This is a genomic window from Mycobacterium sp. NGS58 (assembly GCF_059812385.1).
Window position 1 is genome coordinate 1 of sequence record NZ_JCALCO010000040.1, and the last position, 17,273, is coordinate 17,273.

2 protein-coding genes are annotated in these 17,273 nt (G+C 68.1%); both read left to right on the forward strand.

The annotated features are described in order from the left end of the window. Positions 1-13,877 (forward strand): amino acid adenylation domain-containing protein (locus AC5Y4H_RS24715; protein ID WP_499986272.1); only part of this gene is annotated, 13,877 nt, incomplete at its 5' end. Next, a partial coding sequence (locus AC5Y4H_RS24720; RefSeq protein ID WP_499986274.1) for an amino acid adenylation domain-containing protein occupies positions 13,874-17,273 on the forward strand: 3,400 nt, incomplete at its 3' end. The genes AC5Y4H_RS24715 and AC5Y4H_RS24720, both read left to right, overlap by 4 nt.

Below are 17,273 nucleotides of genomic sequence, written 5' to 3' on the forward strand. Positions count from 1 at the left end.
TGGCGCATCTGTTGGCTGCCCGCGGTGTTGGCCCGGGTGAGCGGGTGGCGTTGTTGTTGTCGCGTTCGGCAGAGGCGATCGTGGCGATTTTGGCGGTGCTCAAGACGGGGGCGGCCTATGTGCCGATTGACCCGGTGGTGCCCGCGGCGCGGGTCGAGTTCTTGCTCGGTGATGCCGCGCCCGTCGTGGTGGTGACGACCGGCGCGTTGGTCGAGCGGTTGGCCGCCCATGATGTGGCCGTCGTCGAGGTGGGTGATTCGCGTATCGCGGCCCAGCCCGGCACCGCGTTGCCCGCGCCGGCGGCCGAGGACATCGCGTATCTGATCTACACCTCGGGCACGACCGGTGTCCCCAAAGGCGTTGCCGTCACACACCACAACGTGACCCGTCTGTTCGATTCGCTCGACGTCGGCCTGCGGCTTGCGCCGGAGCAGGTGTGGACCCAGTGCCATTCCTTGGTCTTCGACTTCTCGGTGTGGGAGATCTGGGGTGCGTTGCTGCACGGGGGTCGGCTGGTGGTCGTGCCCGAGTCCGTGGTCCGCTCGTCGGAAGACTTGCACGCGTTGTTGATTGCGGAACAGGTCACGGTGTTGAGCCAGACCCCCGGTGCGGTCGGCATGCTGTCGCGGGAAGGCCTGGAATCCGTCGCGTTGATGGTGGCCGGCGAAGCCTGCCCCGCTGAACTGGTCGAGCAGTGGGCGCCGGGGCGGCTGATGATGAACGGCTACGGCCCGACCGAAACCACGGTCTATGCGTCGATCAGTGCACCACTGCGCGCGGGATCTGGTGTGGTGCCGATCGGTACGCCGGTGCCGGGGACCGCTTTGTTCGTCCTCGACGCATGGTTACGGCAGGTGCCCGTCGGTGTCGTCGGTGAGTTGTATGTGGCCGGTTCAGGACTTTCGTGTGGCTACGCGCGGCGGGCGGGCCTGACCGCCGCGCGGTTTGTGGCCTGTCCGTTCGCCGGCGCCGGGTCGCCGGGGCAGCGAATGTACCGCACCGGCGACCTGGTGGCGTGGGGCGCCGACGGTCAGCTGATTTACCGGGGCCGCGCCGACGAGCAGGTCAAGATCCGCGGGTATCGCATCGAGTTGGGGGAGATCCAGGCGGCATTGGCCAAACTGGACGGGGTCGAGCAGGCCGTGGTGATCGCGCGCGAGGACCGGACCGGTGACAAGCGGCTGGTCGCCTACATCACCGGGGCGGCCGACCCCGCGCGGGCGCGCGCGGATCTCGCCGAGCGAATGCCACCTTATATGGTCCCGGCCGCCGTGGTTACGCTCGACACCCTGCCGCTGACGGTCAACGGCAAACTCGACAAGCGGGCCCTGCCGGCACCCGAATACACCGTCGGCGACGGCTACCACGCCCCGGCCAACGGTACCGAGGAGATCCTGGCCGGCATCTACGCCGAAGTTCTCGGCCTCGACCGCGTCGGGGTCCGGGACTCGTTTTTCGATCTGGGTGGGGATTCGCTGTCGGCGATGCGAGTGGTCGCCGCGATCAACAAGTCCGCGGGTGGCGATATTTCGGTCCGCACGTTGTTCGAGGCGCCCACGGTGGCCCAGTTGGCATTGCGTTTGAGCGACGCCGTGGGCGGGTTGGAGCCGCTGGTGGCGGTGGAGCGACCCGCGGTGGTGCCGTTGTCCTTCGCGCAGAACCGGTTGTGGTTCATCGACCAGTTGCAGGGCCCGTCCGCGGTGTACAACATGGCGGTGGCGTTGCGGCTGAGCGGGCGCCTGGATGCCGCGGCGCTGGGGGCCGCGCTGGCCGACGTGGTGGGCCGCCACGAAAGCCTGCGCACGCTCTTCCCGGCGGTCGACGGGATCCCCCGACAGGTGGTTATCCCACAGCAGGAGACCGACTTTGGCTGGCAGCACGTGGACGCCACGGGCTGGTCGGGCTCCCGGTTGCAGGACGCGATTGCGGAAACGACACAGTGCGCGTTCGACCTGGAATCCGAGATCCCGCTGCGGGCAAGGCTTTTCCGACTCGGCGACGAGGAACACGTGCTCGTCGCGGTGGTGCACCACATCGCCGCCGATGGCTTGTCGATCACCCCTTTGGTCGGTGATTTGGGTGTGGCCTATGCCAGCCGCTGCGCGGGGCGGGCGCCGGGTTGGGCGCCGCTGCCGGTGCAGTATGTCGATTACACGCTGTGGCAGCGCGAACAGCTGGGTGAGCTGCAGGACCCGCAGAGTCGCATCGGCGGGCAGCTGGCCTACTGGGAAGACGCGCTGGCCGGGATGCCCGAACGGATTCAGCTGCCCACCGATCGGCCTTACCCGGCCGTGGCCGATTACCGCGGCGCCAGCGTGGAGGTGGATTGGCCGGCGCAGTTGCAGCAGCGGATAGCTCGGACGGCCCGCGAGCACGATGCGACCGGCTTCATGGTGATGCAGGCCGCCCTGGCGGTGCTGCTGGCCAACCTCAGCGGCAGCGCCGATGTGGCGGTGGGGTTCCCGATCGCCGGCCGGCGAGATCCCGCCCTCGATCCGCTGGTGGGTTTCTTCGTCAACACCCTGGTGTTGCGTGTCGACCTGGCCGACGACCCCACCGTCGCCGAGGTGTTGGCGCACGTGCGGCAGCGCAGCCTCGCCGCCTACGAGCACCAGGACGTGCCGTTCGAGGTGCTGGTCGAGCGGCTCAACCCGACCCGATCGCTGAACCATCACCCGCTGGTCCAGGTGATGCTCGCCTGGCAGAATTTCGCCGGCGACCCGGCGACCGGTTTGGCGCTGGGTGACCTGGAGGTCGGCACCGTACCCACCGAAACCCGCACCGCCCGGGTGGACTTGACGTTCTCGCTGGCCGAACGCTGGACCGAAACCGGCGCCCCGGCCGGAGTCGGTGGCGCAGTGGAGTTCCGCACCGACGTGTTCGACGCGGGAACCATTCGGACGCTGATCGAGCGGTTGCAGCGGCTGTTGGAGGCCATGACCGCCGACCCGAGCCGGCGGTTGTCATCGATAGACCTGCTGATTCCCGGTGAGCGTGCACGCCTCGACACGATCGGCAATCGGGCGGTTCTGAATGCGCCGGCGACGTCGTCGCCCTCGATTCCGGAACTGTTCGCCGCGCAGGCGGCGCGCACACCGGGGACGGTCGCGTTGACCTTCGAGGGCCGCTCGCTGACGTACCGCGCGATCGATGAGGCATCTAACCGATTGGCGCACTTGCTGATTGCCCGTGGCGCGGGCCCGGGTGCGCGGGTGGCGCTGTTATTGCCACGGTCGGCACAGGCGGTCGTGGCGATGTTGGCGGTGCTCAAGACCGGGGCGGCGTATGTGGCGATCGATCCGGCACATCCGGCGGCGCGGACCGACTTCATGGTGGCCGATGCCGCGCCGGTCGTCGCAATCACTACCGCGGAATTGGCCGATCGCCTGAACGCTCGTCGGTTGGCGGTCGTCAACGTCAGTGATCCGCGCATTGACTTCCAGCCCGCCACGGCATTGCCCGCACCGGAGGCTGACGAGATCGCTTACCTGATCTACACATCCGGCACCACCGGAGTGCCCAAGGGGGTGGCCGTCGCTCACCAGAACGTCATTCGACTGCTGGAATCGTTGAATACGGATGAAGAGCTGACGGGGCAGGTGTGGACGCAATGCCATTCGCTGGCCTTCGACTACTCGGTGTGGGAAATCTGGGGTGCGTTGCTGCACGGTGGACGCTTGGTGGTGGTGCCCGATTCCGTCGTCCGGTCCCCAGATGACTTGCACGCGTTGCTGATTGCCGAGCGAGTCAGTCTGCTGAGTCAGACCCCGTCCGCGTTCTATGCGCTGCAGACCGCCGACGCGCGGGCAGCCGAGTCCGGGAAGCAAGCCACACTGCAGACGGTGGTGTTCGGTGGCGAGGCGCTGGAACCGGGCCGCCTGGGCGGGTGGCTGGACCGCCACCGGGGCTCACCGCGGCTGGTGAACATGTACGGCATCACCGAGACGACCGTGCATGCGTCGTTCCGGGAGATCGGCGCCGCCGACGTCGACCGCAGCGTCAGCCCGATCGGCTTGCCGTTGGCCCATCTCGGATTTTTCGTGCTCGACAAGTGGTTGCGCCCGGTGCCGCTGGGCGTGGTGGGCGAGTTGTATGTGGCCGGCGGCGGGCTGGCGTACGGATATGTGGGCCGGGCGGGGTTGAGTGCATCACGGTTCGTGGCGTGTCCGTTCGGGGGTACGGGGCAGCGCATGTATCGCACCGGGGATCTGGTGCGCTGGGCGGCCGACGGCGAGCTGCAGTATCTGGGGCGTGCCGACGATCAGGTCAAGATCCGCGGCTATCGCATCGAGCTCGGCGAAGTGCAGGCCGCGCTGTCCGGGCTGGCCGGCGTCGAGCAGGCGGTGGTGGTCGCGCGCGAGGACCGTCCCGGTGACAAGCGGCTGGTCGGCTACGTGGCCGGGGCGGCGGATCGGGCCCAGATCCGCGCGGAGCTGGCCGAGCGGCTGCCCGCGTACATGGTGCCGGCGGCGGTGGTGGTGCTCGACCGGCTGCCGTTAACGGTCAACGGCAAGCTCGACATTCGGGCCCTGCCGGCGCCGGAGTACAAGGAAGGCGGCCATTACCGGGGTCCGGGCAGCGCCGTCGAAGATCTTTTGGCCGGGGTGTACGCCCAGGTGCTGGGGCTGGAGCGGGTAGGCGTCGATGAATCGTTCTTCGACTTGGGTGGGGACTCGTTGTCGGCCATGCGGGTGGTGGCCGCGGTCAACACCGCTCTGGATGCGGGTCTTGCGGTGCGGGCCCTGTTCGAGGCGCCGACGGTAGCCCAATTGGCACTGCGGCTGGGCGACGCGGGCGGTGGGCTGGAGCCGCTGGTGGCGGTGCAGCGGCCCGAGGTCGTGCCGTTGTCGTTCGCCCAGAGCCGGTTGTGGTTCGTCGATCAGCTGCAGGGCGGCTCACCGGTGTACAACATGGCGCTCGGGTTGCAGCTGAGCGGGCGTCTGGATGCCGAGGTGTTGAGGGCGGCGCTGACCGATGTGGTGGGTCGCCACGAAAGCCTGCGCACGCTGTTCCCGTCGGTCGAGGGGATTCCCCGGCAGGTCGTTGCGCCGGTGGAGCTGGCCGATTTCGGTTGGCAAGTAGTGGATGCCACCGGCTGGCCGGCAGCCCGGCTGACTGACGCCGTGGGCGACGTGGTGCGCGAGCCGTTTGACCTGACGTCCGAAATCCCTTTGCGCGCACAGCTTTACCGCATCAGCGACACGGAGCACGTGCTGGTGGCGGTCCTGCATCATATCGCCGCCGACGGTTGGTCGATCGGCCCGCTGATGGGCGATCTGGGTGTGGCGTATGCCAGCCGGTGCGCGGGCCAGGCGCCGGGTTGGGCCCCGCTGCCGGTGCAGTATGTCGATTACACGCTGTGGCAGCGTGAACAGTTGGGTGAGCTGCAGGACCCGCAGAGCCTGATCGGTGCGCAGCTGGCCTACTGGGAAGACGCGCTGGCCGGGATGCCCGAACGGATTCAACTGCCGACCGATCGGCCCTATCCGCCGGCGGCGGATTACCGCGGGGCCCGGGTGGTGGTGGACTGGCCGGCGCAGTTGCAGGAGCAGGTCGCCCGGTTGGCTCGTGAGCACAATGCGACGAGCTTCATGGTGATGCAGGCCGCTCTGGCGGTGCTGCTGTCCAAGATCAGCGCCAATTCCGATGTGGCCGTTGGGTTCCCGATCGCCGGGCGACGCGACCCCGCGCTGGACGGTTTGGTGGGGTGTTTCGTCAACACCTTGGTGCTGCGGGTCGATCTGGCCGACGACCCCACCGTCGCCGAGGTGTTGGCCCAGGTGCGGCAGCGCAGCCTCGCCGCCTACGAGCACCAAGACGTGCCCTTCGAGCTGCTGGTGGAACGGCTCAACCCGACACGGTCGATGAACCATCACCCGCTGGTGCAGGTCTTGTTCGCTTGGCAGAACTTCGCTGGGCAGGAGAACGACCCCGCCGCCGGGCTGAGCTTGAGCGATCTCCAGGTGACTCAGGCGCCGGCGGATACCCGCACTGCCCGGATGGACCTGACCTTCTCGCTGGCCGAACGCTGGACCGAGTCCGGTGCACCCGCCGGGATCGGTGGCGAGGTGGAGTTCCGCACCGACGTGTTCGACGCGGCCAGCATCGAGGTGTTGATCGAGCGGTTGGGGCGGGTGGTGGCCGCGGTCACCGCTGACCCCGGTCGGCGGCTGTCGTCGCTGGACCTGCTCGATGCCGCGGAACACGCCCGGCTCGAGAGGTGGGGCAACCGCGCGGTGCTGGCCCGGCCCGCGGTCGCGGCGGAGTCCGTTCCAGGGTTGTTCGCCGCGCAGGTGGCGCGCACGCCGGAGGCCGTGGCCCTGACGTTCGTGGGCCGCTCGATGACTTACCAGGAGCTTGACGAGGACGCCAACCGGCTGGCCCACCACTTGGCCGGCCACGGCGTCGGCCCGGGTGGGTGCGTCGCGTTGTTCATCCCCCGCTCGGACCGGGCCATCGTCGCGATCTTGGCGGTGCTCAAAACCGGAGCGGCCTATGTGCCGATCGACCCGGCGCTGCCGGCAACCCGGATCGACTTCATGCTCGGCGACGCCGCGCCGATCGCCGCCATCGCGACTGCCGAGCTGCGTGCGCGGCTGGACGGGCACGACGTTGCAGTCATCGATATCGACGACCCCGCTATTCGCGGTCGTCACCGCACCCCCTTGCCGGCCCCTTCCCCCGATTCCATCGCCTACATCATCTACACCTCCGGGACCACGGGTGTCCCCAAAGGCGTGGCCATAACTCACCACAACGTGATCCAGTACATCGGTTCGCTGTCCGCCGATCTGCGGCGCCCCGGTGTCTGGACGCAGTGGTTTTCCTTGTCGTTCGACTTTTCGGTCCTGGAGATCTGGGGGGCGCTCTTCAACGGTGGGCGACTGGTGGTGGTCCCCGAGTGGATGACAAGCTCGACGACCGACCTTCGCGACCTACTGATCTCCGAACGAGTCGACGTGTTTGGTCAAACCCCTTCAGCGGCAGGAGCTATGTCGCCCGAGGGGCTGGAGTCGGTGGCCCTACTTGTGGGTGGTGAAGCCTGCCCGGCCGACCTGGTGGACCGGTGGGCTACCCCGGGTCGGGTGATGATCAACAAGTACGGCCCGACCGAGGCCACGGTCGACGTGACCTACAGCGCGCCGTTGCTCGCAGGTTCGGGGGCCCCGCCAATCGGTTCGACATTGCCGGGGGCGGCACTGTTTGTGCTTGACATGTGGCTGCGGCCGGTCCCGCCCGGCGTGCTCGGTGAGTTGTATATATCCGGAACCACCGTGGGGTACGGCTATTGGCGCCGTTCCGGTTTGACCGCATCGCGGTTCGTGGCCTGCCCGTTCGGCGGACCGGGAGCGCCGGCGCAACGGATGTATCGCACCGGCGACCTGGTGTCCTGGGACGCCGACGGGCAGTTGCGGTACGCGGGGCGTGCGGATGAGCAGGTCAAGATCCGCGGGTATCGCATCGAATTGGCCGAAGTCCAAACGGCGCTGGCCGATCTCGAGGGCGTGGCACAGGCGGCGGTGATCGCACGGGAGGACCGCCCCGGCGACAAGCGTCTGGTCGGCTACATCACCGGGACCGCGGAACCGGCCACGTTGAAAAGCGCTCTGGCCGAACGATTGCCGGCCTACATGGTCCCGTCCGCGTTGGTGGTGCTGGACGCGTTGCCCCTGACGGTCAACGGCAAACTCGACGTGCGTGCCCTGCCGGCACCCGAATACACCGATGCCGGTCAGTACCGCGGCCCAACCAACCCGACCGAGGAGATCCTGGCCGGCCTCTATGCCCAAGTGCTTGGGTTGGATCGGGTCGGAATCGACGAATCGTTCTTCGAACTTGGCGGCGATTCGCTGTCGGCGATGCGGGTCGTCGCTGCCGTCAACACCACGTTGAATGCCGGCCTCGCGGTGCGCGCCCTTTTCGAGGCGCCCACCGTGGCACAGCTGGCGCCCCGTATCGGTGCGGAAGAAAGTCGCCTCGACCCATTGGTTCCGGTCGAGCGACCCGAGACAGTCCCATTGTCGTTCGCCCAGAACCGGTTGTGGATCATCGATCAGCTGCAAGGGCCCTCACCCGTTTACAACATGGCGGTGGCGTTACGTCTGGACGGGCACCTCGATGCGGATGCCCTCGCCACGGCGATGACCGATGTGGTGGGCCGTCATGAAAGCCTGCGCACGCTGTTCCCTTCCGTCGAGGGAATTCCCCAGCAGCTGGTGGTGGCGGTCGAGCGGGCCCATTTCGGCTGGGACGTCGTCGATGCGGCGGGCTGGTCGGCGAGCCGGCTGGAGGAGGCCGTCGGCGCGGCGGTGCGTCGGCCCTTTGACCTGGCTGCAGACATTCCTTTGCGCGCAGTGCTTTTCCGCGTCGCCGACGACGAACACGTTCTGGTGGCGGTGGTGCATCATATTGCGGGCGATGGTTGGTCGATGACGCCGTTGGTGCGTGATCTGGGGGTGGCGTATGCGGGCCGGTGCGCCGGGCAAGCTCCCGATTGGGCGCCGCTGCCGGTGCAATACGCCGATTACACGCTGTGGCAGCGAACACAATTCGGTGATCTGAGCGATAGCCAGAGCCGCATTGGTGCGCAGCTGGCCTACTGGGAAGACGCGCTGGCCGGGATGCCCGAGCGCATTCAGCTGCCCACCGACCGGCCCTATCCGCCGGTGGCCGACTACCGCGGCGCGCACGTCGCGATGGAGTGGTCCTCGGAATTGCAGCAGCGCATGGCCCAGGTGGCTCGCGAGCACAACGCGACCAGTTTCATGGTCATGCAGGCCGCCCTCGCCGTGCTGCTCTCGAAGATCAGCGCCACTGCCGATGTCGCGGTTGGCTTCCCGATCGCGGGGCGTCGCGATCCGGTGCTCGATGACCTGGTGGGCTTTTTCATCAACACCTTGGTGCTCCGGGTCGACCTGGCGGGGAATCCCTCGATCGCGGAGTTGCTGGCGCAGGTCCGTAGCCGCAGCCTGGCCGCCTACGAACATCAAGACGTGCCGTTCGAGGTGCTCGTGGAGCGGCTCAACCCGACCCGAAGCCTGACCCATCACCCGCTGGTTCAGGTGTTGTTGGCCTGGCAGAACTTCGGCGGGGCGGACATCGGGTCCGCCGGGTTGCGGCTGGGTGATTTGGAGGTCACCACGCTGCCGGCCGACACCCAGGTCTCCCGTACCGACCTGACATTCTCGTTCGCCGAACGCTGGACCGAGGCGGGTGAGCCCGCCGGTATCGACGGCATGGTGGAGTTCCGCACCGACGTGTTCGACGCGGATAGCATCGAGGCGCTCATCAAGCGGTTGGAGCGGGTGTTGCTGGCGCTGACCGCCGACCCGACCCGGCGGCTGTCGTCGGTCGATCTGCTCGACGACACCGAGCGCGCCCAGCTGCTCGGTTGGGGCAACCGGGGGGCGTTGACTCAAAGTGTCACCGCGTCGCCGTCGATCCCGGAATTGTTCGCCGCGCAAGTCGCCCGCCGCCCGGATGCGGACGCGGTCACCTGCCAGGGCCTGTCCATGACCTATCGCGAGCTTGATGAGGCCGCGAATCGGCTGGCGCGCTTCCTGGTCGACCAGGGTGCGGCCCCCGGCGAGCGCGTGGCGCTGATGTTCTCCCGCTCGGCCGAGGCCGTCACCGCGATCCTGGCGGTTTTGAAGACCGGGGCGGCCTATGTGCCTTTCGACCCCGAGCATCCACCGGCGCGGATGGAATTCATGCTCGGCGATGCCGCGCCGATCGCCGTCATCACTACCGCCGAACTGCGCGGGCGCCTGGATGGGCGTGGTCTTCCGGTCATCGAATTCGACGATCCCCGCATCGGTACCTATCCGTGCGCGGGCCTCCCGGCACCGGCCCCCGAAGACATCGCTTACCTGATCTACACCTCAGGCACCACCGGTGTGCCCAAGGGCGTCGCCATCACCCACCGCAACGTTGTGCAGTTGTTCGAATCACTCGAGGGTGAGATGCAGCTCGAGGAGCAGGTGTGGTCGCAGTCGCATTCCCTGGCCTTCGACATTTCGGTCTGGGAGATCTGGGGTGCGCTGCTCTACGGCGGGCGGGTGGTCGTCGTCGCCGAGTCGGTGACCCGCTCGCCGGAGGATTTCCACGCCCTGCTGGTGGCCGAACGGGTCGACGTGCTGAGTCAGGTCCCCTCCGGGTTCTACGCGCTGCAGACCGCCGATGCGCTGTCACCCGAGCTGGGACGTCGGCTGCAGCTGCAGGCGGTCGTGTTCGGCGGGGAGGCGCTGGAGCCACAGCGCCTTCGCACGTGGATGCACAACCATCCGGCGGCACCGCGTCTGCTCAACCTCTATGGCACCACTGAGACGACGGTGCACGCCTCCTTCCGGGAGATCGTCGACGGCGATGTCGACAGCACCGCGAGCCCCATCGGGGTGCCGTTGACGCATCTCTCCTTCTTCGTGTTGGACGGGTCGCTGCGGCCCGTGCCGGTCGGTGTGGTTGGCGAGTTGTACGTGGCCGGCTCCGGCGCGGCGTACGGCTATGTCGGACGGGCCGGGCTGACCGCGACGCGGTTCGTCGCTTGCCCGTTCGGGGGGCCGGGGGCGCTGGGAACGCGCATGTATCGCACCGGGGACCTGGTGTGCTGGGGCGCCGATGGGGAGCTGCGGTATCTGGGCCGTGCCGATGAGCAGGTCAAGATCCGCGGGTATCGCATCGAGTTGGGTGAAGTGCAGGCGGCACTGCTGGCGCTGGACGGGGTGGAGCAGGCGGCGGTGATCGCACGCGAGGACCGCCCCGGCGATAAGCGCCTGGTCGGTTACCTGACCGGCACCGCCGACCCAGCCCAGGTGCGCAGCGTGCTGGCGGAGCGGTTGCCCGCCTACATGGTGCCGGCGGCGGTGGTGGTGCTGGACGCGCTGCCGTTGACGGTCAACAGCAAGCTCGACAAGCGTGCGCTGCCCGCACCGGAGTATCAGGACGCCGATCATTACCGCGCTCCGGACAGCGCGGTGGAGGAAATTCTGGCCGGTATCTACGCCCAGGTCTTGGGGCTCGAGCGGGTCGGAGCCGACGAGTCGTTCTTCGAGCTCGGCGGAGACAGCATTTTGTCCATGCAGGTGGTGGCACGGGCCCGCGCAGCCGGCCTGGTTTGTCGGCCGCGCGACATTTTCGTCGAGCAGACCGTGGCGCGGCTGGCCCGGGTGGCCGGGGTGGCCGAGGGTGCGGGCGGCCCGGTCGACGAGGGCGTCGGGCAGGTCATCGCGACCCCGATCATCCGTTGGCTGCACAGCGTCCAGGGCCCGGTCGAGCAGTTCAACCAGACGGTGATGGCGCAGGCCCCGGCGGGTGTGACCGAGGCCGACGTCGTTGCCATATTGCAGGCGTTGGTCGATCGGCACGCCATATTGCGGCTGCGCGTCGACGACGATGGCGCCGGCGGCTGGTCGCTGACGGTGCCGGTGACCGGTTCGGTGGACGCCAACGATCGCCTGCAAGCGGTGGACGTGTTGTCCGAGGAGGCCCTGGTCAAGGCGCGGTCACGGTTGAACCCGGCCGCCGGAGTGATGCTCAGCGCGCTGTGGGCTGACTCGACGGGTCAATTGGCGCTGATCATCCACCACTTGGCCGTGGACGGGGTGTCGTGGCGGATTCTGCTGGAAGACCTCAACACAGCATGGGTCCAGCGTCGCGGGGGTCAGCCGATCACGCTGCCGTCGGCCGGGACGTCGTTCGCCCGGTGGTCGTCGCTGCTGGCCGAGCATGCGTGCACGCCGGCGGTCGTCGATCAGGCGGACACCTGGCGGCGGGTGGCGGCGCTTCCGGCGGTGCTGCCCGCGCTGCAGCCCGCCGTGGACACGTTCGCCGCCGCCGGTCACCTGTCGGTATCGCTGGACGCCGACACGACCCGGATGCTGCTGGGCGAAGTGCCGTCGGCGTTCCATGCCGGAGTGCACGACATACTGCTGATCGCTTTCGGACTGGCGCTGTCCGAATTACTAGACCGCGGCGGCGCGCCGATCGGCATCGACGTGGAGGGTCATGGCCGCCACGAGGAGCTGGCCGCCGATATCGACCTGTCGGGCACGGTGGGGTGGTTCACCACCAAATACCCCGTGGCGCTGAGCCTCGGTGGGCTGGCGTGGAGCCAGGTGGTCGCCGGCGAGGCGGCGCTGGGAGCCGTGATCAAGGACGCCAAGGAGCAGCTGCGCGCCCTGCCCGATCCGCTGGGCTACGGGCTGCTGCGGTATCTGAATCCCGATGTCGAGTTAGGCGGATCGGACCCCACCGTCGGATTCAACTATCTGGGGCGGCTGGGCGCAGGGGCTGACCTCTCCGAGGACATGTGGCGCCTCTGCCAGGACAGCTTGGCGTTGACCGGCGCGGCCGCGGCGATACCCATGCCGCTGATGCACACCGTGGACCTGAACGCCGGCACGGTGGACACCGATACCGGCCCGCACCTGCACGCAAACTGGACGTGGGCGCCGTCGGCGGTGGACCGCGACCAGGTCGACCGGTTAGGCCGGTTGTGGTTCGAGGCCCTGGCCGGGATTTGCGCGCATGTCCGCGGCGGCGGCGGCGGCCTGACACCGTCGGATGTCGCGCCGGCCCGGTTGAGCCAGCCGCAGCTCGATGAGCTGCAGGAGCAGTACCACATCGCTGACGTGTTGCCGTTGACCCCCTTGCAGCAGGGGCTGCTGTTCCACACCACCACGACGCAGCGCGGTGACGATGTGTACGCGGTGCAGCTGGACATCACCTTGAGCGGTGCCCTCGAAGAGGACCGCCTGCACGAGGCGGTGAACGCGGTCATAAGCCGGCACCCGAACCTCGCGGCCCGATTCTGCGCGCAGTTCGACGAGCCGGTGCAGCTGATTCCGGCCGATCCCGTGGTGCCGTGGCGATATGTCGAACTAGACGCCTACACCGGCGTCGATGTCGATCAGCAGGTGCAGGAGGTATCGGCGGCCGAACGCGCGGCGGTGTGCGATCTGGCCGAGCCCCCGGCGTTCCGGGCGGCGTTGATCTGTACCGCGCCAGAACGGCACCGGTTCGTCCTGACCAATCACCACATCGTCATGGATGGGTGGTCGCTGCCGATTCTGCTGGGCGAAGTGATCGCCAGCTATTACAAGCAGCGGCTGCCGGCGCCCGCGCCGTATCGGCACTTTGTGAGCTGGCTGGCCGGACGGGACCTTGAAGCCGCCCGCGTGGCCTGGCGCGAGGTGCTCGCCGATTTCGACACCCCCACCTTGGTTGGCCCGCCTGGGCGGGTGCGGCTCGGAAAGCGAGGCGTTGCAACGTTTTCGGTGCCTGCGGACACCACCGGGGCGGTTGGCGAGCTGGCGCGGACGCATCACACAACCGTGAACATCGTCATGCAGGCGGCGTGGGCGCAGATATTGATGTGGCTCACCGGCCGGCACGACGTCGCGTTCGGCACCGCGGTGTCCGGGCGGCCGACGGAGTTGGCCGGTGCCGATTCGATGGTGGGGTTGTTGATCAACACAATTCCGATGCGCGCGCGCATCACCGCGGCAACCACGGTCGCCGGGTTACTGGATCAACTGCAAGACGTCTATAACGCGACGCTGGAGCATCAGCACCTGGCGCTCGGCGAAATCCACCGCGCCACGGGACACGACCAGTTGTTCGACACCTTGTTCGTCTTCGAAAACTATCCCGTCGACGGCGCCGCGCTCGCGGGCGATCACGAGTTGGCCATCACCGACGTCGCGGCCCGGGAAAACAACCACTACCCGCTGGCGGTGCAAGTCCAGCCCGGTGCTGAATTGAGCCTGCGCGTCGAGTACGACGCCGAGGTGTTCGACGCAGCCAGGATCGAGTCGCTCTTCAGGAGGTTGCAAAAGGTGCTGGTGGTTATGACCGCCGATGCGGAGCAGCAATCATGACCGCCGACACGACTCGGCGTTTGCTGTCGATCGATCTGCTCGATGACGATGAACAGGTCGGGCTGGATGAGTGGGGTAACCGGGCGGTGCTGGGCCGCCCGTCGGCGTCGGTGTCGATTCCGGAGTTGTTTGCCGCACAGGTGGGACGCACCTCGGAGGCCGTGGCGCTGACCTGTGAGGGCCGCTCCATCTCCTACTGGGAGCTGGACGAGGCCTCGAATCGGTTGGCGCACTTGTTGGTTGGGTTGGGGGCGGGCCCGGGGGAGTGTGTGGCGCTGTTGGTGCCGCGCTCGGCCGAGGCGATCGTGGCGATCCTGGGGATCCTGAAAACCGGGGCGGCCTACGTGCCGATCGACCCCGCGCTGCCCGCGGCGCGGATCGAGTTCATGGTGGCCGACGCGGCGCCGGTGGTCGTGGTCAGCTGCGCGGAGCTGCGGTCGCGACTGGACGGGTGTGACGTCGCGGTCGTCGATGTGGCCGATCCGGCGTTGGGCCATCAGGCCAGTACCGGTTTGCCGGTGCCGGCCCCGGATGACGTCGCTTACCTGATTTACACCTCGGGTACGACTGGTGTCCCCAAAGGGGTGGCGGTCTCGCACCGCGGTGTCACGGAGTTGGTGGCCGCGGTGGAGAGCCGGTTGCCGGTGGCCCCGGTGCGGGTGTGGTCGCAGTGGCATTCGCTGGTGTTCGACGTGTCGGTGTCGGAGATTTTCGGGGCGTTGCTGCATGGTGGGCGGTTGGTCGTGGTGCCCGAGGAGGTGGCCGCGTCACCGGATGACTTGCACGCGTTGCTGATTCGCGAACAGGTCACTGTGTTGAGCCAGACGCCCTCGGCGGTGGGGGTGTTGCCGGCGGCGGGGCTGGAGTCGGCGGCGTTGGTGGTGGCCGGTGAGGCCTGTCCGGTCGAGTTGGTGGATCGATGGGCGCCGGGTCGGGTGCTGATCAACGCCTATGGTCCCACCGAGGCGACGGTGTATGCGGCGGCCAGTGCGCCGCTGTCGGCGGGCTCTCCGGTGGTGCCCATCGGTTCTCCGGTGGCCGGGGCGGCGCTTTTCGTGCTCGACGCCGGGCTGCGCCGGGTGTCGGCCGGGGTGGTGGGTGAGCTGTATGTGGCCGGAGCCGGCGTGGCCTATGGGTACGTCGGCCGGGCGGGGCTGACGTCATCACGATTTGTCGCGTGCCCTTTCGCCGATGAGGGGGCCGCGGGGGCGCGAATGTATCGCACCGGGGATTTGGTGCGGTGGGGCGCCGATGGCCAGTTGCAGTATTTGGGCCGCGCCGATGACCAGGTGAAGATCCGGGGGTATCGCATCGAGCTGGGTGAGGTGCAGGCCGTGCTGGCCCGGCTGGACGGGGTATCGCAGGCGGCGGTGATCGCGCGTGAGGACCGTCCCGGCGACAAGCGGTTGGTCGGCTATATCACCGGTACTGCGGATGCGGCGGATCTTCGTGCCGGGTTGGCGGAGCGGTTGCCGGCATACATGGTGCCGGCGGCGGTGGTGGTGCTCGATGCGTTGCCGTTGACCGTTAACGGCAAGCTGGACCGGCGGGCGTTGCCGGCTCCGGAGTATGGCGATGTCGATCATTACCGAGCTCCGGCCACCGCGGTCGAGGAGATCTTGGCCGGTATCTTCGCCCAGGTCTTGGGGTTGGACCGGGTCGGGGTCGATGAGTCGTTCTTCGATGTGGGTGGCGATTCGCTCTCGGCGATGCGGGCCATCGCCGCGATCAACACCGCCCTAGACGCTGGCCTTGCCGTGCCCACGCTGTTCGAGGCGCCCACGGTGGCCCAGTTGGCGCCCCACATCGGTGAGGTCACGAGTCGGCTTGCCCCGCTCATCCCCATGCAGCGGCCCGAGCTGGTGCCGTTGTCGTTTGCGCAGAATCGGTTGTGGTTCATCGACCAGTTGCAGGGCCCGTCTGCGGTGTACAACATGGCGGTGGCGTTGCGACTCAGTGGGCGCCTGAATGCCGAGGCCCTGCGGGCCGCGCTGGCCGATGTGGTGGGTCGGCACGAGAGCCTGCGGACGTTGTTCCCGTCGGCGGATGGCGTCCCGCGGCAGGTGGTGATCCCGTTGCCGGACGCCGACTTTGGTTGGCAGGTCGTGGATGCGACGGGCTGGTCGGCCGGCCGCGTCGAGGATGCCGTCGCCGGTGTCGTGCGCGACCCGTTCGACCTGACGTCTGAGATCCCTTTGCGGGCAAGGCTTTTGCGTGTCGCCGATGAGGAGCACGTGCTGGTGGCCGTGGTGCACCATATCGCCGCGGACGGCTTGTCGATCTCCCCGATGGTGGGTGATCTGGGGGTGGCGTATGCCAGTCGGTGTGCCGGACAAGCCCCGGGTTGGGCGCCGCTGCCGGTGCAGTACGTCGATTACACGCTGTGGCAGCGCCAACAGTTTGGTGAGTTGCAGGATCCGCACAGCCGGATTGCCGCGCAGCTGACCTACTGGGAAGAGCTGTTGGCGGGGATGCCCGAGCGGATTGAGTTGCCCACCGATCGGCCTTATCCGCCGGTGGCCGATTATCGCGGCGCCCGGGCGGTGGTGGATTGGCCGGCCGAGTTGCAGGAGCGGATTGCTGGGCTGGCGGGTGAGTACAAGTCGACCAGTTTCATGGTGGTGCAGGCCGCCCTGGCGGTGCTGCTGTCCAAGGTCAGCGCCAGTTCCGATGTGGCCGTGGGGTTCCCGATCGCCGGGCGGCGCGACCCGGCACTGGACGAGCTGGTGGGATCATTCGTCAACACGCTGGTGCTGCGCGTGGATGTGTCCGGTGACCCCACGGTTGCCGAGGTGTTGGCTCAGGTGCGCCAGCGCAGCCTGGCCGCCTACGAGCACCAAGACGTGCCGTTTGAGGTGCTGGTGGAGCGGCTCAACCCGGCGAGAAGCCGATCCCACCATCCGCTGATCCAGGTGATGCTGGCCTGGCAGAACTTCGCGGGGGACCCGGCCGCCGGCTTGGCGTTGGGCGATCTGCAGGTCAGCCCGGTACCGACGGACACCCGTACTGCCCGCATGGACTTGTCGGTCTCGCTGGCCGAACGCTGGACCGACGCCGGCGCGCCCGCGGGGATCGGCGGGGCGGTCGAGTTCCGCACCGACGTGTTCGACGCCGAAACCATCGACGCGCTGATCGAGCGGTTGCGGCGGGTGTTGGCCGCCATGACCGCCGACCCGGCGCTTCGGTTGTCGTCGATCGATGTGGTCGACGAGGCCGAGCATGTCCGGATCGAGGCATGGGGTAATCGGGCGGTGTTGACCCTGCCGGATCGGGCTGCGGGGGTGTCGATTCCGGGGGTGTTCGCTGCGCAGGTGGCGCGCACGCCGGGGGCGGTGGCGCTGACGTGTGAGGGCTCGTCGATGACGTATCGGGAGCTTGATGAGGCGTCGAATCGGT